We start from the raw sequence: 14,604 nt of genomic DNA on the forward strand, positions 1-14,604 counted from the left end.
GTCACCGGCGGGCTTCGTCGCCGGCCCGGTCCACCGCCTCGGGGTGGTCGACCGCCCGGATCGGCGCCGGGCGGTGCCGGACCAGGCTCGTCTCGCAGTGGTCGAGCCACCGCACCTCGGCCTCGGTCTGGAAGATCATCGCGTCCAGCACCAGCCGCCAGGGTAGATCCTCCGGCTTGTCGCTCGTGTACTTCAACCGGGTGAACTCCTGGAGCGCGCGCATGGTGGCGGTGCGCTGGGTCTGCACCACCGACCGCACGTCGACGCCGGGGGTGGTCAGCGCCAGCGCCAGTTTGATGGACAGCTCGTCCCGGGGCCGGTCGGCGCGGCTGATCGGCGTGGCGAACCACAGCGCCAGGTCCGCCCGTCCGGCGTCGGTGATCTCGTACGGCCGCTGCCCGCTCTCGTTCTCCGGCAGCGGGCGGACCAGTCCGTCACGTTCCAGCCGGGCCAGCGTCGTGTAGACCTGTCCGATGTTCAGCGGCCACGTCGACCCGGTCGACTCCTCGAACGCGGCGCGCAGCTGGTAGCCGTACATCTGGCCGCGTTCGAGCAGGGCGAGCAGGCCGTGACGGATGGACATGACCGCGAGTATGCATACCTGGTATGCGCAACGCAACCGGAGGGTTCCGCCGGGTGACCGGCGCCGCGCTCAGGCCGGGCGGCCCGGGAACGGAACGGTGACCGGCGTCACTCCAGCCGTACGCCGCCAGCGGGTGGCGCGCAGCGCGCAGTCGGTGAGCGCGGCGAGCGCGGTGTTCCGGTCCGCGCCGGTGGTGTGCGGCAGCGCGGCCCGCCAGTGCCCGGCCGTCCGCTCCTCGATCTCCACCGCCAGGCGCAGCGCGCTCGCCCGGTCCGTCACCGGGTAGGGCAGCGCGTATCCGGCCCGGTCGGCGGGCACCTGCCCGGAGCCCTCGGCGAGCTGGAGCAGCAGCGCGTCGCGGCGGGACCGGTGGGCCGCCTCGGCGGCACGGGCCGCGGTGCGCGCCGCCTCGGTCAGGTGCACGCCGATCACCCCGTACGCCCAGATCGCCGCGTACTCGGCGGCGAGCGCGTCGGCGAGGGCCTGGGCGGGGCTGGGGCTCTTGGTCGGGTTCACTTGAGCGCCTCCACGTGTGTGGCCCGCGCGGCCGCGATCGACCCGAGCAGCGCGGCCCGCTCGGCCGGCGCTGCCGCGCAGGCCTTGGCCGCGTTCGTCCGGCCCTCCTGCTCGGCCCGGCGCAGCTCGGTGAGCACGGCGTCGGGCGCGCTCGCCGAGCCGGCGGCCGCCGGTGTGCCGGAGGGTGCGGGCCGCCCGATCACGCGGCGTAGCTCCTCGGCGTGCGCCCGGTGCGCGTCGGCGATCGGGGTGAGCCGGTCGGCCAGCGCCGGGTCGGCGGTGGCGGCGGCCCGGTGGCGGGCCTCCAGCGCGAGCGCCTCGGCCACCAGCGGCTCCAGCGCGTCCGGCTCCGGTGGTTCCTCGTCGCGGTCGAAAAGATCACAGCCGGTCAGCGGCGCGGTCGCGCCGCCGAGCACCACGAGCCCGCCGGCGCGCAGCAGCCAGCGCCGGGAATGCCCCGCTCTGACCTGGTCGGATGGTGTTCTGCCGATCCCCACCTGACAGAGTCAACACCATTCGCGCCGTCTCGTGGGTCAGGGTCTCGGTGCGCCGCCGGGTCCGTCGGCGGTCGTTAGCGTTACGCTCTGCGCAACCACCGGGCGCGGACGCCCCGGTGGCGCGCCGGTATGGCGGGCCGATCGCCCGCACCGGCCAGGGACAACACGGCCCGCGGGTCGTGGCAACAGCAGGAGAGGTGCGCGCAATGACGCAGCGTGGCCGTGCCACCCGGTCGACGGGGCCCGCCGGGCGGCCCCGCCGCTCCGACGGCCCCCGCGGCACGGACCGGAGCGGCGCACCCCGCGGCGATCTCGCCGCCCGCCGCAACCGGCTGCGCGAGGTGATCGAACCGGTCGTCACGGCGGCCGGTTACGACCTGGAGGATCTCTCCGTCTCCCGCGCCGGCCGCCGGCACGTGGTCCGGGTGATCGTGGACGCCGACGGCGGGATCAACCTGGACGCCGTGGCGGACGTCTCCCGCGCGGTCTCGGCGGCGCTGGACGCGGCCGAGGAGGCCGGCGGCGACATCGTGGCCGGCGAGTACCAGCTGGAGGTCAGCTCGCCCGGCGTGGACCGCCCGCTCACCCTGCCCCGGCACTGGCGGCGCAACGCCGGGCGGCTGGTCAAGGTCACCGTCCGCGGCGACGCGGGGGACCGCCAGCTCACCGGCCGGATCACTGCTGCCGACGACGAACGCGTGGTGCTGGAGACCGACGCCGGCCCCGCCGAACACCCGTACGCCGAACTCGGGCCCGGCCGGGTTCAGGTGGAGTTCAACCGCCTGGACGACCTGGCCGACGAGGACTTCGGTGACGACACCGACGACGACGAAGATCTGGAGGACGAGGAGAGGTGAACATCGACCTCGCGGCGCTGCGCGCCCTGGAGCGCGAGCGGGAGATCCCGTTCGACACGATCCTCGCGGCGATCGAGACCGCGCTGCTGACCGCCTACCGGCACACCGACGGCGCCGAGCCGCACGCCCGGGTGGAGATCGACCGTAAGAGCGGGGCCGCCTCGGTCTACGCGCAGGAACTGGACGCCGATGGCTCGGTGACCCGGGAGTGGGACGACACCCCGCACGACTTCGGGCGGATCGCCGCCATGACCGCCAAGCAGGTGATCCTCCAGCGGCTGCGGGAGGCCACCGACGAGGTGCACTTCGGCGAGTACGTCGGCCGCGACGGTGACCTGGTCACCGGTGTGGTGCAGGCGCACGAGACCCGCCGGGAGAAGGGCATCGTCAGCGTCGACCTGGGCAAGCTGGAGGGCGTCCTGCCGCAGTCCGAGCAGGTCCCCGGCGAGCGGTACGAGCACGGCGAGCGGATCCGCTGCGTGGTCGTGCACGTCGCCAAGGGAATGCGCGGCCCGCAGATCACGCTGTCCCGGTCGCACCCCGCGCTGGTGAAGAAGCTGTTCGCGCTGGAGGTGCCGGAGATCGCCGACGGCACCGTGGAGATCGGCGCGATCGCGCGTGAGGCAGGTCACCGTACGAAGATCGCCGTGCGCTCGACCACCTCCGGCGTCAACGCCAAGGGCGCCTGCATCGGCCCGATGGGCCAGCGGGTCCGGGCCGTGATGAGCGAGCTGCACGGCGAGAAGATCGACATCATCGACTGGTCGGACGACCCGGCCACCTTCGTCGGAAACGCGTTGTCGCCGGCCAAGGCGCTGCGGGTCGAGGTGGTCGACCTGGCCTCCCGTACCGCCCGGGTGACAGTGCCGGACTTCCAGCTCTCGCTCGCGATCGGCCGGGAGGGGCAGAACGCCCGCCTCGCGGCCCGCCTGACCGGTTGGCGCATCGACATCCGGTCCGACGCGGAGACCGCCGCCCCGCAGAGCCGGGGCGGAGCTGATCACGTACCGGAGCCGGGCGGCGCGATCTCGGGAAGCTAGGGGTAGACTTTCTCAGTGGTACGACGCGCGCTGCCGGAGCGCACCTGTGTGGGCTGCCGGAAGCGAGCGCCGGCCAGCGAGTTGTTGCGGGTCGTCGCGATCGGTGACGAGGCTGGTCACACCAGTCTCCGGCCCGATCCGGCCCGCAGACTGCCGGGTCGGGGAGCGAACATGCACCCTGATCCGGCCTGCTTCGCGCAGGCGTTGCGGCGTCGCGCCTTCGGGCGAGCACTGCGCCTCACCGGGGTCCCCGACCACGGTGCGCTTGCGGAGCACGTCGACGCGCAACCCCCGACGACCGGTCAAGCCCGACCGGTCGAGGGTCGCTAGCAAGGTAGGACGACCGACATGAGCACACGATGAAGTCCCTGAAATGACCAGGCTTCAAGTGCACGAGTGAGGTCGCTGCGGGTGCTGCCCGCACGACCTCGGAGTGAGGAGTGCAGTGGCAGGAAAGGCCCGCGTACACGAGCTCGCCAAGGAGCTCGGGGTCGAAAGCAAGACCGTTCTCGCCAAGCTCAAGGAAATGGGCGAGTTCGTGAAGTCCGCGTCCAGCACCGTCGAGGCGCCCGTCGCCCGGCGGCTGCGTAGCGCGTTCGTAGCCGGTTCGTCGGCGCCAGCCGGCCCGCCGGCTGCCGCGCCCAGTGGCCCGGCACCGACCCCGACGCCCACCCCGACCCCGGGTGCCCCCCGGGTCTCGGCCAAGCCGATGCCGCCCCGGCGTCCGGCCGCGCCGACCCCTGGACCGAAGCCCAAGGGCCCGGTCCCCGGCCCGCCGCAGCCGGCGACTCCGGTCGCCAAGCCGGCGAGCGCGCACGACATCGAAGTGGCGGCCGCCGAGGCGCGTGCCGCCGCGCTCAAGGCTGAGCAGGAGGCCGCGGTCAAGGCCGCCCAGGCCGCCCGCCAGCAGCAGCGCGAGACCGTACGCCGGGAGCCCCCGGCCGAGGGCGGTCCCCGCCCGGGTCCGCGTCCCGGCCCGAACGCCATGCCGCCGCGTCCGGGTTCCCCGGCCGCCGGTCGTCCCGGCGGTCCGGGTCAGGGTCAGGGCCCCGGTGCCCGGCCCGGCGGTCGTCCGCCGGCGCGCGGCGCCGGTAACAACCCGTTCGGCATCCAGGGCGGCCAGCAGCAGCGGCCCCCGGCCGCCGGTGCGGGCGGTCCCCGTCCCAGCCCGGCCGGCATGCCGCCGCGGCCCAGCCCGGCGTCGATGCCGCCGCGGCCGAGCCCGGCCTCGATGCCGAGCCAGCGTCCGACCACCGGCCGTCCCGGCGGCCCCGGTGGCGGTCGTGGCGGACCCGGCGGTGGCGCCGGTCGTCCCGGTGGCGGTGGCGGTGGCTACCGCGGTGGACCCGGTGGTGGCGGCGGTGGCGGTGGCTACCGTGGCGGTCCCGGTGGTGGCGGCGGTGGCGGTGGCTACCGTGGCGGTCCCGGTGGTGGCGGCGGTGCTCCCGGCGGTGGTTTCCGTCCGGGTGGTCCCGTCGGCGGCGGTGGCCGTCCCGGCGGCGGCGGCCGTGGTCGTGGCGGTGGCGCGGCGGGTGCCTTCGGGCGTCCCGGCGGCCGGCCGACCCGCGGTCGCAAGTCCAAGAAGCAGCGCAGACAGGAGTTCGACAACCTGTCGGCCCCGACCATGTCCTCGGGCGCGCCCCGCGGTCAGGGTCAGGTCGTCCGGTTGTCCCGTGGCGCCTCGCTGTCGGACTTCGCCGACAAGATCAACGCCAACCCGGGTTCGCTGGTCCAGGAGATGTTCAACCTGGGCGAGATGGTGACGGCGACCCAGTCGTGCTCCGACGAGACCCTGCAGCTGCTGGGTGAGCACCTCGGCTTCGACGTGCAGATCGTCAGCCCGGAGGACGAGGACCGCGAGCTGCTCGCGCAGTTCAACATCGACCTCGACGCCGAGGTCGCGGCGGACCGCCTGGTCAGCCGTGCGCCGGTAGTGACCGTCATGGGTCACGTCGACCACGGTAAGACCAAGCTGCTCGACGCGATCCGTAAGGCGAACGTGGTGGCCGGCGAGGCGGGTGGCATCACCCAGCACATCGGCGCCTACCAGGTCCACGTCCCGCACGAGGGCGAGGACCGCGCGGTGACGTTCATCGACACCCCGGGTCACGAGGCGTTCACCGCCATGCGTGCCCGTGGTGCCCAGGTCACGGACATCGTGATCCTGGTGGTCGCGGCCGACGACGGCGTCATGCCGCAGACCATCGAGGCGCTCAACCACGCCAAGGCGGCGGACGTGCCGATCGTGGTCGCGGTCAACAAGGTCGACAAGCCCGAGGCGAACCCGGACAAGGTCCGCCAGCAGCTGACCGAGTACGGCCTGGTCGCCGAGGAGTACGGCGGCGACACCATGTTCGTCAACGTGGCGGCCAAGCCCGGTATCGGCATCGAGGAACTGCTCGAGGCCGTGCTGCTGACCGCCGACGCGTCGCTGGAGCTGACCGCTCCGATCGACGGGCCGGCGCAGGGTGTCGCGATCGAGGCGCACCTGGACAAGGGCCGTGGCGCGGTGGCGACCGTGCTGGTGCAGAAGGGCACCCTGCGTGCCGGTGACTCGATCGTCGCCGGTGGGGCGCACGGCCGGGTCCGGGCCATGCTGGACGAGAACGGCAAGCCGGTCGACGAGGCCGGTCCGGCCCGTCCGGTCATGGTGCTGGGTCTGACCACGGTGCCGGGTGCGGGTGACACCTTCCTGGCCGCCGAGGACGACCGCACCGTGCGGCAGATCGCCGAGCAGCGGCAGGCACGGCGGCGGGCGGCGTCGTTCGCCAACTCCCGTGGCCGGGCCACTCTCGAGACGCTCATGGAGCAGCTCAAGGAGGGCGAGAAGACCTCGCTCAACCTGGTGCTCAAGGGCGATGTCTCCGGTTCCGTGGAGGCGCTCGAGGACGCGCTGTTCAACCTCGACATCCCGGAGGAGGTCCAGCTTCGGATCATCCACCGGGGCGTGGGCGCGATCACCGAGAGCGACGTCATGCTCGCGAGCGCCTCGTCCGAGGCGGTCACGATCATCGGCTTCAACGTGCGGGCCTCGAACAAGGTCCGCGAGATGGCCGACCGCGAGGGCGTGGAGATCCGGTACTACACCGTCATCTACCAGGCCATCGAGGAGATCGACGCCGCGCTCAAGGGTCTGCTCAAGCCGGAGTACGAGGAGGTCGAGCTGGGCACCGCGGAGATCCGCGACGTCTTCCGCTCGTCCAAGATCGGCAACATCTCCGGCTGTATCGTCCGGTCCGGCCTCATCCGCCGCAACGCCAAGGCGCGGCTGCTGCGGGACGGCGCGGTCGTGGCGGACAACCTCACGATCAGCTCCTTGAAGCGGTTCAAGGACGACGCGACCGAGGTCCGCGAGGGCTTCGAGTGTGGTCTGACGCTGGGCGGTTACAACAACGTCCAGGTCGGCGACGTCATCGAGACGTTCGAGATGCGCGAGAAGCCGCGCGCCTGACGACCACGCGTACGACCGGCCGGCGGCCGGGGCCTTCGGGCCCCGGCCGTCGCCGTTTCCCCAGGCTGCGACAATTTCCGGCGTGATCCGGTACGCACTGCTCCTCGCCCCCTCCGCCAACCGCGTCTACGCCGACGCGGCGGCCCGGCTGGCCCGCGCCGAACTGGCCGTGTTCGCCGGATCGGGCGTGCTGGACGCCGTACCGGCCGACGCGGAGGTGACGCGGATCGGCGGGGTGGAGTACCTGACGTTCACCGCCCCCGAGCCCGGGCTCGGCGAGCGGGACCTGGCCCACCTGGCGAACCTGTCGGCCGCGTACGCGCTGTTCGAGCGCGTCGGCGACGACCTGCTGCGGCCGGTGCCGCTGCGCCCGCTGGCCCGGTACGACTCCGACCTGATCACCATCCCCAAGTACGCCGGCAAGACCAACGAGCAGTTCACCCGGCTGCTGCTCAACGTCACGGTGCTCGCCTCCGCCTCCGCGCCGCGGATGCTGGACGGGCCGGTGGTGGTGCTGGACCCGCTCTGCGGCCGGGGCACCACGCTCAACCAGGCGCTGATGTACGGCTACGACGGCATCGGCATCGAGCGTGACAGTCAGGACGTGGAGGCGTACGCGGCGTTCCTGCGTACCTGGCTGCGCCGCAAGCGGCTCAAGCACACCGCCGAGTCGACGTCGGTGCGCCGGGACCGCAAGCTGGTCGCCCGCCGCTTCGAGGCCGTCGTCGCACCGTCGCGGGACGAGCACCGGGCCGGGGCCACCCAGCGGGTCACCGTGCTGAACACCGACACCACCCGGGCCCGGGAGGCGTTGCGCGCCCGCTGCGCGGACGTGATCGTCACCGACGCGCCGTACGGGGTGGCGCACGGCAGCCGTACCGGCCAGGGGTTGTCCCGCAGCCCGCTGGAGCTGCTCACCGCGGCCGTGCCGGTGTGGCGGGAGCTGCTGCGCCCCGGCGGCGCGATCGGGCTGTCCTGGAACACCCACGTGGCGCCGCGGGCGCAGGCGGAGGCGGTGCTGGCCGCCGCCGGGCTGCGGGTGCTCGACGGCCCCGGCTTCGGTGACTTCGCCCACCGGGTCGACCAGGCGATCGAGCGGGACGTGCTGGTGGCCGTCGCGCCTTAATCGCGTGCCGGGCCGGGCCGCCCGGCGTACCGTTGCTCGCCGTGTATACCGGAACCGCACTGTTCGACCTGTTGCTCCCGGGTGACTCCCGGTCCCTGAAGGCCAAGCGGTCCTACGTCCGGCCGATCGTCGCCGCGCTGCGCAAGTTCGAGGTCTCCGCCGCCGAGGTGGGGGCGCTGGACCTGCACGGCCGGGCCGAGATCGGGGTGGCGGTGGTGGCCGCCGAGCCGGCCCACGTCCGCGAGGTGCTCGACTCCTGTGAGCGGCTGGTCGCCGCCCGCCCGGAGACCGAGCTGCTGTCGGTGCGCCGTCGCCTGTACGGCGCGGACGACTGACGGCGCGTCGCGCCGCACTCCGGCCGTGCCGCGCGACGGCCGGCGGCGCGCGGGTAATGTTCTTCAGCGTTGGGCGGTCGGACCCGGCGGCGCCCACGCGCCCGCCGTCTCCGGCCGGCGGCCCGGGTCACATGATGATCCGGCGTCGTCATGGGTACAGGTGATCCCGGAGGTGGGGGACATGACGGATCAGGCAAAGGTTCGCCGGCACGCGGAGCGCATCCGGGAACTCGTCGCGTCGGTGGTGCGCAGCCAGATCAAGGACCCCCGGCTCGGCATGATCACGATCACCGACGCCCGGATCACCGCCGACCTGCGCGACGCCACCGTCTTCTACACGGTGCTCGGCGACGCGGCGGCCCAGGCGAGCACCGCCGCCGCGCTGGAGAGCGCCAAGGGCATGCTGCGCAGCACCGTCGGCAAGGCACTCGGGCTGCGGCACTCGCCGACGCTGACCTTCGTCCTGGACGACGTGCAGGACCAGGTCAAGCACATCGACGACCTGCTGGCCGCGGCGCGTACCGCCGACGCCGAGGTGCAGCGGCTGGCCGCCAAGTCCGCGTACGCGGGCGACGCCCAGCCGTACCGGGTCGAGGACGACGAGGACGCCGACGACGCCTCGGCGGAGGACGAGGACGACGACGAGCCGCGCGCCGGCGAGCGCCGGTGACCGAGGCGGCCGGGCCCACCGAGACCGCGTGGGCGGCCGCCGTCGCGGCGGTACGCGACCTCCCCGCCGACGCGCGGGTGCTGCTGATCTGCCACGTGAACCCGGACGGGGACGCGCTGGGCAGCATGCTCGGCTTCGGGCTGGGCCTGCGCCGGCTCGGTGTCCGCGATCTCCAGGCCACCTTCCCCGGCCCGCCGGAGGTGCCCGAGCCGTTCCGGTGGATGCCCGGCATGGACCTGCTGGTGCCGCAGGACGACGCGTACCCGGCTCCGGACCTGGTTATCTGCTTCGACGCGGCGAGCGAGTCCCGGCTGGGCGAGCTGGCCGACCGGCTGGACACGGCGGGCGTCTCGCTGGTGCTCGACCACCACGCCTCGAACAGCGGCTTCGGCCGGATCAGCCTGGTCGACCCGCACGCCGCCGCCACCTCGGTGGTCGCGCTGGAGCTGCTGGACCGGCTCGGCATCACGCTGGACGCGGAGATCGCGACCGGGCTGTACGTCGCGCTCACCACCGACACCGGCTCGTTCCGGTTCGAGGCGACCACCCCTGCGGTGCACGAGACGGCGGCGCGCCTGATCGCGACCGGCATCCGGCCCGGCGACATCTCCCGGCGGATCTTCGACACCCGCCCGTTCGGCGCCGTCCGCCTCTTCGGCGAGGTGCTGGGCCGGGCCGCGCTGGAACCGGCGGCCGCCGCCGGGCACGGGCTCGTCTGGACGTACGCCACCCGCGAGGACCTGGTCCGCCACGACCAGCCCGCGTACGTGCTGGAGGCGCTGATCGACTCGGTGCGCTGCACCGCCGAGGCGGACGTGAGCTGTGTGGTCAAGCAGGCCGGCGAGGCCGAGTGGGCGGTGTCGCTGCGCAGCAAGGGCGCGGTGGACGTGAGCCGGGTGGCGGTGGCGCTCGGCGGCGGCGGGCACCGGTTCGCGGCCGGCTTCACCGGGCGGGGATCGCTCGACGAGGTGGTCGGCCGGATCCGTGCCGAACTCGCTGCCGCCCCTTAAGGACGGATTGTCCCTTAATCTCCGTGGTGCCGAGGCGTGGCGGCACACCGAGATGTGAGCTGATCGGCGGCTTTTCCGGGGATTACGAGGCGTGCCAGCCTTTCCGCCGTGCGTGACGCTGGGGACAATCGGGTGATGGATCATCCCCGTGAGCTCACCGTCGAGGCGCCCCGGGCCTGGGACCGGCCAGTCGTATCCGTGCCGGTGCTGATCTGCCTGTCCCTGGTCGGCGGCCAGCTGCCGTCCTTCTCGACCGCGGCGAATCTCTACATCCTCACCACCGGCGGCGGGTTGATCTGGGTCGGGCTGAGCAACCGGGTGCCTCGGCGACCGGCGCCGCGCCGGCTGCCGTCGGTCGCGCTCTGGTGGCTGGTCCCGGTGACCGTCTTCGGGGTCTTCGAGGGGGCGACGTTCGTGATGGCGGCGGGCGACGACTTCCCCACCTTCTCCCGGCTGGCCGATCCGCTGCTGGAGGACAATCTGGCCCGGTCGGCGGCCTGGTTCGCGTGGCTGTCCGCGTTCTGGGGACTGGTGCGCCGATGATGCGGGCACTGGCGATCGGCGGGTTCGGAGTCTCGATCGTGCTGTTCGCCGTGGTCGAGTGGGCCGCGCGCCGGGAGGGGTCGCGGATCCCGTCGCTGGCCGACGTCTGCGCGTTCGTGATGCGGTACGAGGTGGGCCCGGTGCCGGTCGGCCGGATCGGGCTGTTCGGTTTCTGGTGGTGGCTGGGCTGGCACTTCCTGGCGCGCTGACAGCGGCCGGCCGAGCGGGACGATGACGTTGATCTTTCCGCATTTCGGGAACTGTGGGCAGTATCCGGAAAGTGAACGTTAATTTGGGTGCGGGATCGGCGCTTCGCGGCGCTGGTCACGGGCGGTGGTGCCGCACCCGGCGCCGCCTCCCTCCAGGGTCGGACCGACCCCGGGCTCCCGCTGCCAGGCGAGCCGCTCCGGTGATCCCGGACCGCTGCCAGGCGCTCAGCCGCCGACGACTTCCGGTCGCGGCGCGATTCGCCGTCGCGCCGATCCGGAGCGCCGGGCGCCCGTAGGGCCGCCACGTCCCGGTGGTCCGCACCCTGGAAGGACCTCAGATGCCCAGCAAGCGCAAGCCGCAGACCGAGACCACCACCGACGAGGCGCGCGAGCAGATGCGCCGCGCGCTGCAGACCTCGATGGACACCCGTCAGTGACGGACGCCGTCCGGCGGTGACGCCGGCCGGGCCTGCGGTCCACACCCCGGCCCGACGCCGACGTCACCGCCGCGCGGGGCGCATCGCCGCCCCGCGCGCCGTTACCGTCGCCCGGTGAGACGCATCCTCGTGGTCGGCAGCTCCGGCGCCGGCAAGAGCACGCTCGCCGGTGAACTGGCCCGGCGACTCGACCTTCCCCTGATCCACCTCGACCGGCACTACTGGCGCCCCGGCTGGACCGCCTCCGCCCAGGCCGACTTCCGCGCCGAGGTAGCAGCGCTCGCCGCCCGCCCGGCCTGGGTGATGGACGGCAACTACGCGAGCACGCTCGACCTGCGGCTGCCCCGCGCCGACCTGCTGGTGCTCTGCGACACCTCCCGGCCGCGCTGCCTCGTCCGGATCGTCCGCCGCCGGTGGGCGCATCGCGCCGCGTCCCGCCCCGACCGGCCCGAGGGCTGCCCGGAGCGGCTCGATCTCGACTTCCTGCCCGACGTCTGGCGTTACCCCCGCGACTCCCGGCCCCGGGTGCTGGCCGCGCTGTCCGAGCACGCCCCCGGGCTGCCGGTGCGCCGTCTGCGCGGGCGCCGTGACACGGCCCGGTTCCTGGCCGACGTGAGTAAGTAGTCCGCCGCCTTGCGGACCTTACTGGGCGCGTGCCAGGATCGGCGGCGATGAGCACCACCGCCACCCCCGTCACCGCCTCACCGCGGCGGATCGCCGCGCTCGCGCTCCCAGCCCTCGTGGTGCTGGCCGCCGAGCCGCTCTACGTCCTCGTCGACACCGCTGTGGTCGGTCACCTGGGCCGGGTGCCGCTGGCCGCGCTCGCCGTCGGCGGCACCGTCATGACGCTCACCGCCTGGGTCGGCACCGTCGTCGCGTACGGCACCACCGGCCGCTCGGCCCGTCGGTTCGGAGCGGGGGACCGGGCCGCCGCGGTGGCCGAGGGCGTCCAGGCGTCCTGGCTCGCGCTGGCCACCGGAGTGCTGGTGGCGATCGCCATCGGCATCGGCGGCGGCGCGCTGGCGCGTACCCTCGTCGGCGGCCCCGGCGAGGTGGCCGACGCCGCCGCCGGATGGCTGCGGATCGCGGCCCTCGGCGCGCCCGGCCTGCTGCTCGCCGCCGCCGGCAACGGCTGGCTGCGCGGCATCCAGGACACCCGCCGCCCGCTGCTGTTCGTGCTCGGCCCGAACCTGCTCTCCGCGGTGCTCTGCCCGCTGCTGGTCTATCCGGCCGGGCTCGGCCTGGTCGGCTCGGCGGTGGCGAACGCGATCGCGCAGACGCTCTCCGGTGTCCTGTTCGCGGCGGCGCTCGTGCGCGAGCGGGTCTCGCTGCGCCCCCGGCCCCGGGTGATCGGTCAGCAGCTCGTGCTCAGCCGGGACCTGCTCGTGCGTGGTGTCGCGTTCCAGGCCAGCTTCCTGTCCGCCACCGCCGTCGCGGCCCGCTTCGGGGCTGCCGCGGTCGGCGCGCACCAGATCGCCCTGCAACTGTGGTTCTTCACCGTGCTGGTGCTCGACGCGCTGGCCATCGCCGCGCAGTCGCTGGTCGGCGCCGCGCTCGGCGGCGGCGACGCGGCGGCCGCGCGGTTCCTGGCCCGCCGCGTCGCGTTGCTCGGCGGGCTGTGCGGCGTGGCGTTCGCGGTGCTGATCGCCGCCGGCGCCGGCGTGGTGCCGTCGTGGTTCAGCTCCGATCCGCAGGTACGCGAGCAGGCCATGACCGCCTGGCCCTGGTTCGTCGCGCTCCAGCCGATCGGCGGCGTGGTGTTCGCGCTCGACGGGGTGCTGATCGGCGCGGGCGACGTGCGCTACCTGCGGAACCTCACCATCGTGTGCGCGTTCGGCGGGTTCCTGCCGGCGATCTGGCTGGCGTACGGGCTGGAGCTCGGGCTGGGCGGGATCTGGGCCGGGCTGATGCTGTTCGTGGTGCTGCGGCTGGCCGGCCTGCTGCTGCGGATGCGCTCGGGCGCGTGGGCGGTGGTCGGCGCGGTGCGCTGACGCCGCTCAGCAGGGCTGGAACGAACCGGGACCGCCCATCCACGGCTCGACCACGAAGAAGCCCGCACCCAGCCGCGCGCAGTCGACGTTGCTCGTGCTCGCCTGAGCCGAGACGAGCCAGAGGCCGCGCTTCGCCGCCGGCAGCCCGTCGGGGTGGGGGACCTCCCAGACGACCCGGTCGCGAATGGTGGCGATTCCGGCCCGGCCCGGCGTCGTCCGCGGCACGTCGAACGCGTACATCCAGACGTACTCGGTGGTGATCCGCAGGAGCGGCCGGCCGTCGTCGCCGGTGACGGCCCGGTAGCGCATCTCACCCCGGACCCGGATCTCGTCGGCGCGGTCCTGCGAGCCGATCCGGGTGGCGTAGTTGAGGAACGACGAGTCCTCGAAGTCGGTACGCATCTGCGCGCGCGAGGCAGGCGCCAGCAGCGCCAGGAACGGCTCCGTGTCGCCGAGGATCATGGACAGGTCGAGCCGGGCCTGGATCAGCGCGGCCCGGACCCGGCCGAGCGCCGTGGCCACCTGGCCGGCGGTGAACGGCGGTCGCGCCGTGGCCTGCGGCAGGACGATCCCTGCCTCGCCGATCGCGAAGTCCGCGCCGAGTGTTCCGGCGAAGAGGTCGCGCGGCTCGCCCACCCGGCTGAGCGGAACCGGAGACGGGCTGGCCGAGGCCGAGGCCGCGGCGGCGGTGCCGGACCGCACGCGATCGACGGTGACCCGGCCGATCACGGCCGTGCCGCCGATCAGCACCAGGGCGAGCACCACCACGAAGGCGACGTGGCGCTTGCCGCGCTGCCGGGACCAGACCATGCGGAAGCGTTCGGCGCGGGTCAGCGGGACGTGCGTGTCCGCGCCGGTCATCCAGCTCGGCAGCCGGATCTCCTCGCCCCGCGAGGCGACGGCGTAGGGATCCGGCTCGGGTGGGGTGGTCCCGTCTTCGGTACTCATGCGGCGTTCCAGAGGGGGTGCAGGGGCAGGGGGCGCATGATCATTGCACCCGGCCGCCGATCCGGCTGTCCCGTTCCGTGCCGGTCAGATCCGCCCCTGCCGGATCGCCCACGCGAGGTAGAGCGTGCCGACGACCAGCAGCGTCGCGGTCACCAGGACGAACACGAACGCCCCGATCGCGGCCATCGTGGGATGCCGCTCGCCGAACCGGGTCCGGCCCTGCCAGGCCCAGATCCGGCGGCGCGCCGCCGCCAGCGCCGGTACGCCGTCGACCAGGTCGGACAGGCGGCGGCCGAGGGTACGGCGGGGCGGCTCCGGATTGCGCATCCAGTCCGGCAGGTCGACCCGGGCACGGTGCGGTGGCGAGGGCGGGGCGTCGCTCATCGAAAGG

General features: G+C 73.8%; 16 protein-coding genes and 1 pseudogene. 12 read left to right on the forward strand and 5 right to left on the reverse strand.

Annotation, left to right across the window (positions count from 1 at the left end):
* Position 1: 1 nt before the first annotated feature.
* The 3 genes from O7611_RS05455 to O7611_RS05465 form a co-directional block, all read right to left on the reverse strand.
* Positions 2-583 carry a PadR family transcriptional regulator gene (locus O7611_RS05455; RefSeq protein WP_013284661.1) on the reverse strand — a complete coding sequence of 194 codons (582 nt, stop codon included), beginning with the start codon at positions 581-583 and terminating at the stop codon, positions 2-4.
* A gap of 69 nt (positions 584-652) precedes the next feature.
* Positions 653-1,099, reverse strand: coding sequence for a ferritin-like domain-containing protein (locus O7611_RS05460; protein ID WP_194799784.1), 447 nt, complete (start codon positions 1,097-1,099; stop codon positions 653-655).
* Positions 1,096-1,539 (reverse strand): hypothetical protein, encoded by a 444-nt coding sequence (locus O7611_RS05465; protein WP_194799840.1) that lies wholly within the window; start codon positions 1,537-1,539, stop codon positions 1,096-1,098. The genes O7611_RS05460 and O7611_RS05465 overlap by 4 nt, the downstream gene beginning before the upstream one ends.
* Before the next feature lie 263 nt (positions 1,540-1,802).
* On the opposite strand from O7611_RS05465, the gene rimP reads away from it, so the two are divergent.
* From rimP to O7611_RS05525, 12 genes and pseudogenes are all read left to right on the forward strand, one after another.
* A complete protein-coding gene (rimP, locus tag O7611_RS05470; protein ID WP_018785889.1) occupies positions 1,803-2,453 on the forward strand; it encodes a ribosome maturation factor RimP in 651 nt (216 codons plus the stop codon).
* Positions 2,450-3,493, forward strand: a complete 1,044-nt coding sequence (gene nusA, locus O7611_RS05475) for a transcription termination factor NusA (RefSeq protein WP_194799785.1) — start codon at positions 2,450-2,452, stop codon at positions 3,491-3,493. Before rimP ends, nusA begins: the two co-directional genes overlap by 4 nt.
* 15 nt (positions 3,494-3,508) lie before the next feature.
* A pseudogene (locus tag O7611_RS05480) lies at positions 3,509-3,845 on the forward strand (YlxR family protein).
* 93 nt (positions 3,846-3,938) lie between these two features.
* Positions 3,939-6,944: a translation initiation factor IF-2 gene (gene infB, locus O7611_RS05485; protein WP_069089329.1), complete on the forward strand. Its 3,006-nt coding sequence runs from the start codon at positions 3,939-3,941 to the stop codon at positions 6,942-6,944.
* 82 nt (positions 6,945-7,026) lie between these two features.
* Positions 7,027-8,070 carry a TRM11 family SAM-dependent methyltransferase gene (locus tag O7611_RS05490; RefSeq protein ID WP_269696308.1) on the forward strand — a complete coding sequence of 348 codons (1,044 nt, stop codon included), beginning with the start codon at positions 7,027-7,029 and terminating at the stop codon, positions 8,068-8,070.
* A 41-nt stretch (positions 8,071-8,111) separates the two neighbouring features.
* On the forward strand, positions 8,112-8,405 hold the full coding sequence (locus tag O7611_RS05495) for a DUF503 domain-containing protein (protein WP_194799788.1): 294 nt from the start codon (positions 8,112-8,114) through the stop codon (positions 8,403-8,405).
* A 181-nt stretch (positions 8,406-8,586) separates the two neighbouring features.
* On the forward strand, positions 8,587-9,075 hold the full coding sequence (gene rbfA, locus O7611_RS05500) for a 30S ribosome-binding factor RbfA (protein ID WP_194799789.1): 489 nt from the start codon (positions 8,587-8,589) through the stop codon (positions 9,073-9,075).
* Positions 9,072-10,085, forward strand: coding sequence for a DHH family phosphoesterase (locus O7611_RS05505; protein ID WP_269696309.1), 1,014 nt, complete (start codon positions 9,072-9,074; stop codon positions 10,083-10,085). Before rbfA ends, O7611_RS05505 begins: the two co-directional genes overlap by 4 nt.
* A gap of 135 nt (positions 10,086-10,220) precedes the next feature.
* Positions 10,221-10,628 (forward strand): hypothetical protein, encoded by a 408-nt coding sequence (locus O7611_RS05510; RefSeq protein WP_194799791.1) that lies wholly within the window; start codon positions 10,221-10,223, stop codon positions 10,626-10,628.
* Positions 10,628-10,837 (forward strand): DUF6186 family protein, encoded by a 210-nt coding sequence (locus O7611_RS05515; protein WP_175438725.1) that lies wholly within the window; start codon positions 10,628-10,630, stop codon positions 10,835-10,837. Before O7611_RS05510 ends, O7611_RS05515 begins: the two co-directional genes overlap by 1 nt.
* A 551-nt stretch (positions 10,838-11,388) precedes the next feature.
* Positions 11,389-11,898, forward strand: coding sequence for an adenylate kinase (locus O7611_RS05520; RefSeq protein WP_269696310.1), 510 nt, complete (start codon positions 11,389-11,391; stop codon positions 11,896-11,898).
* A gap of 47 nt (positions 11,899-11,945) precedes the next feature.
* Positions 11,946-13,265 (forward strand): MATE family efflux transporter, encoded by a 1,320-nt coding sequence (locus O7611_RS05525; protein WP_194799792.1) that lies wholly within the window; start codon positions 11,946-11,948, stop codon positions 13,263-13,265.
* Positions 13,266-13,271: 6 nt separating this feature from the next.
* On the opposite strand, the gene O7611_RS05530 is transcribed toward O7611_RS05525, so the two are convergent.
* Both O7611_RS05530 and O7611_RS05535 read right to left on the reverse strand, forming a co-directional pair.
* Positions 13,272-14,213 carry a hypothetical protein gene (locus O7611_RS05530; RefSeq protein WP_194799793.1) on the reverse strand — a complete coding sequence of 314 codons (942 nt, stop codon included), beginning with the start codon at positions 14,211-14,213 and terminating at the stop codon, positions 13,272-13,274.
* 84 nt (positions 14,214-14,297) lie between these two features.
* Positions 14,298-14,597, reverse strand: a complete 300-nt coding sequence (locus tag O7611_RS05535) for a hypothetical protein (RefSeq protein ID WP_269696311.1) — start codon at positions 14,595-14,597, stop codon at positions 14,298-14,300.
* Positions 14,598-14,604 lie beyond the last annotated feature (7 nt).

This window comes from Micromonospora sp. WMMC273 (assembly GCF_027460285.1).
Taxonomy (GTDB): domain Bacteria; phylum Actinomycetota; class Actinomycetes; order Mycobacteriales; family Micromonosporaceae; genus Micromonospora; species Micromonospora aurantiaca.

Coding starts and splice junctions, on each gene's coding strand:
- O7611_RS05455 (WP_013284661.1), bottom strand. CDS start 583: ATGTCCATCCGTCACGGCCTGCTCGCCCTGCTCGAACGCGGCCAGATG.
- rimP (WP_018785889.1), top strand. CDS start 1,803: ATGACGCAGCGTGGCCGTGCCACCCGGTCGACGGGGCCCGCCGGGCGG.
- rbfA (WP_194799789.1), top strand. CDS start 8,587: ATGACGGATCAGGCAAAGGTTCGCCGGCACGCGGAGCGCATCCGGGAA.
- O7611_RS05510 (WP_194799791.1), top strand. CDS start 10,221: ATGGATCATCCCCGTGAGCTCACCGTCGAGGCGCCCCGGGCCTGGGAC.
- O7611_RS05515 (WP_175438725.1), top strand. CDS start 10,628: ATGCGGGCACTGGCGATCGGCGGGTTCGGAGTCTCGATCGTGCTGTTC.
- O7611_RS05525 (WP_194799792.1), top strand. CDS start 11,946: ATGAGCACCACCGCCACCCCCGTCACCGCCTCACCGCGGCGGATCGCC.
- O7611_RS05530 (WP_194799793.1), bottom strand. CDS start 14,213: ATGAGTACCGAAGACGGGACCACCCCACCCGAGCCGGATCCCTACGCC.
- O7611_RS05535 (WP_269696311.1), bottom strand. CDS start 14,597: ATGAGCGACGCCCCGCCCTCGCCACCGCACCGTGCCCGGGTCGACCTG.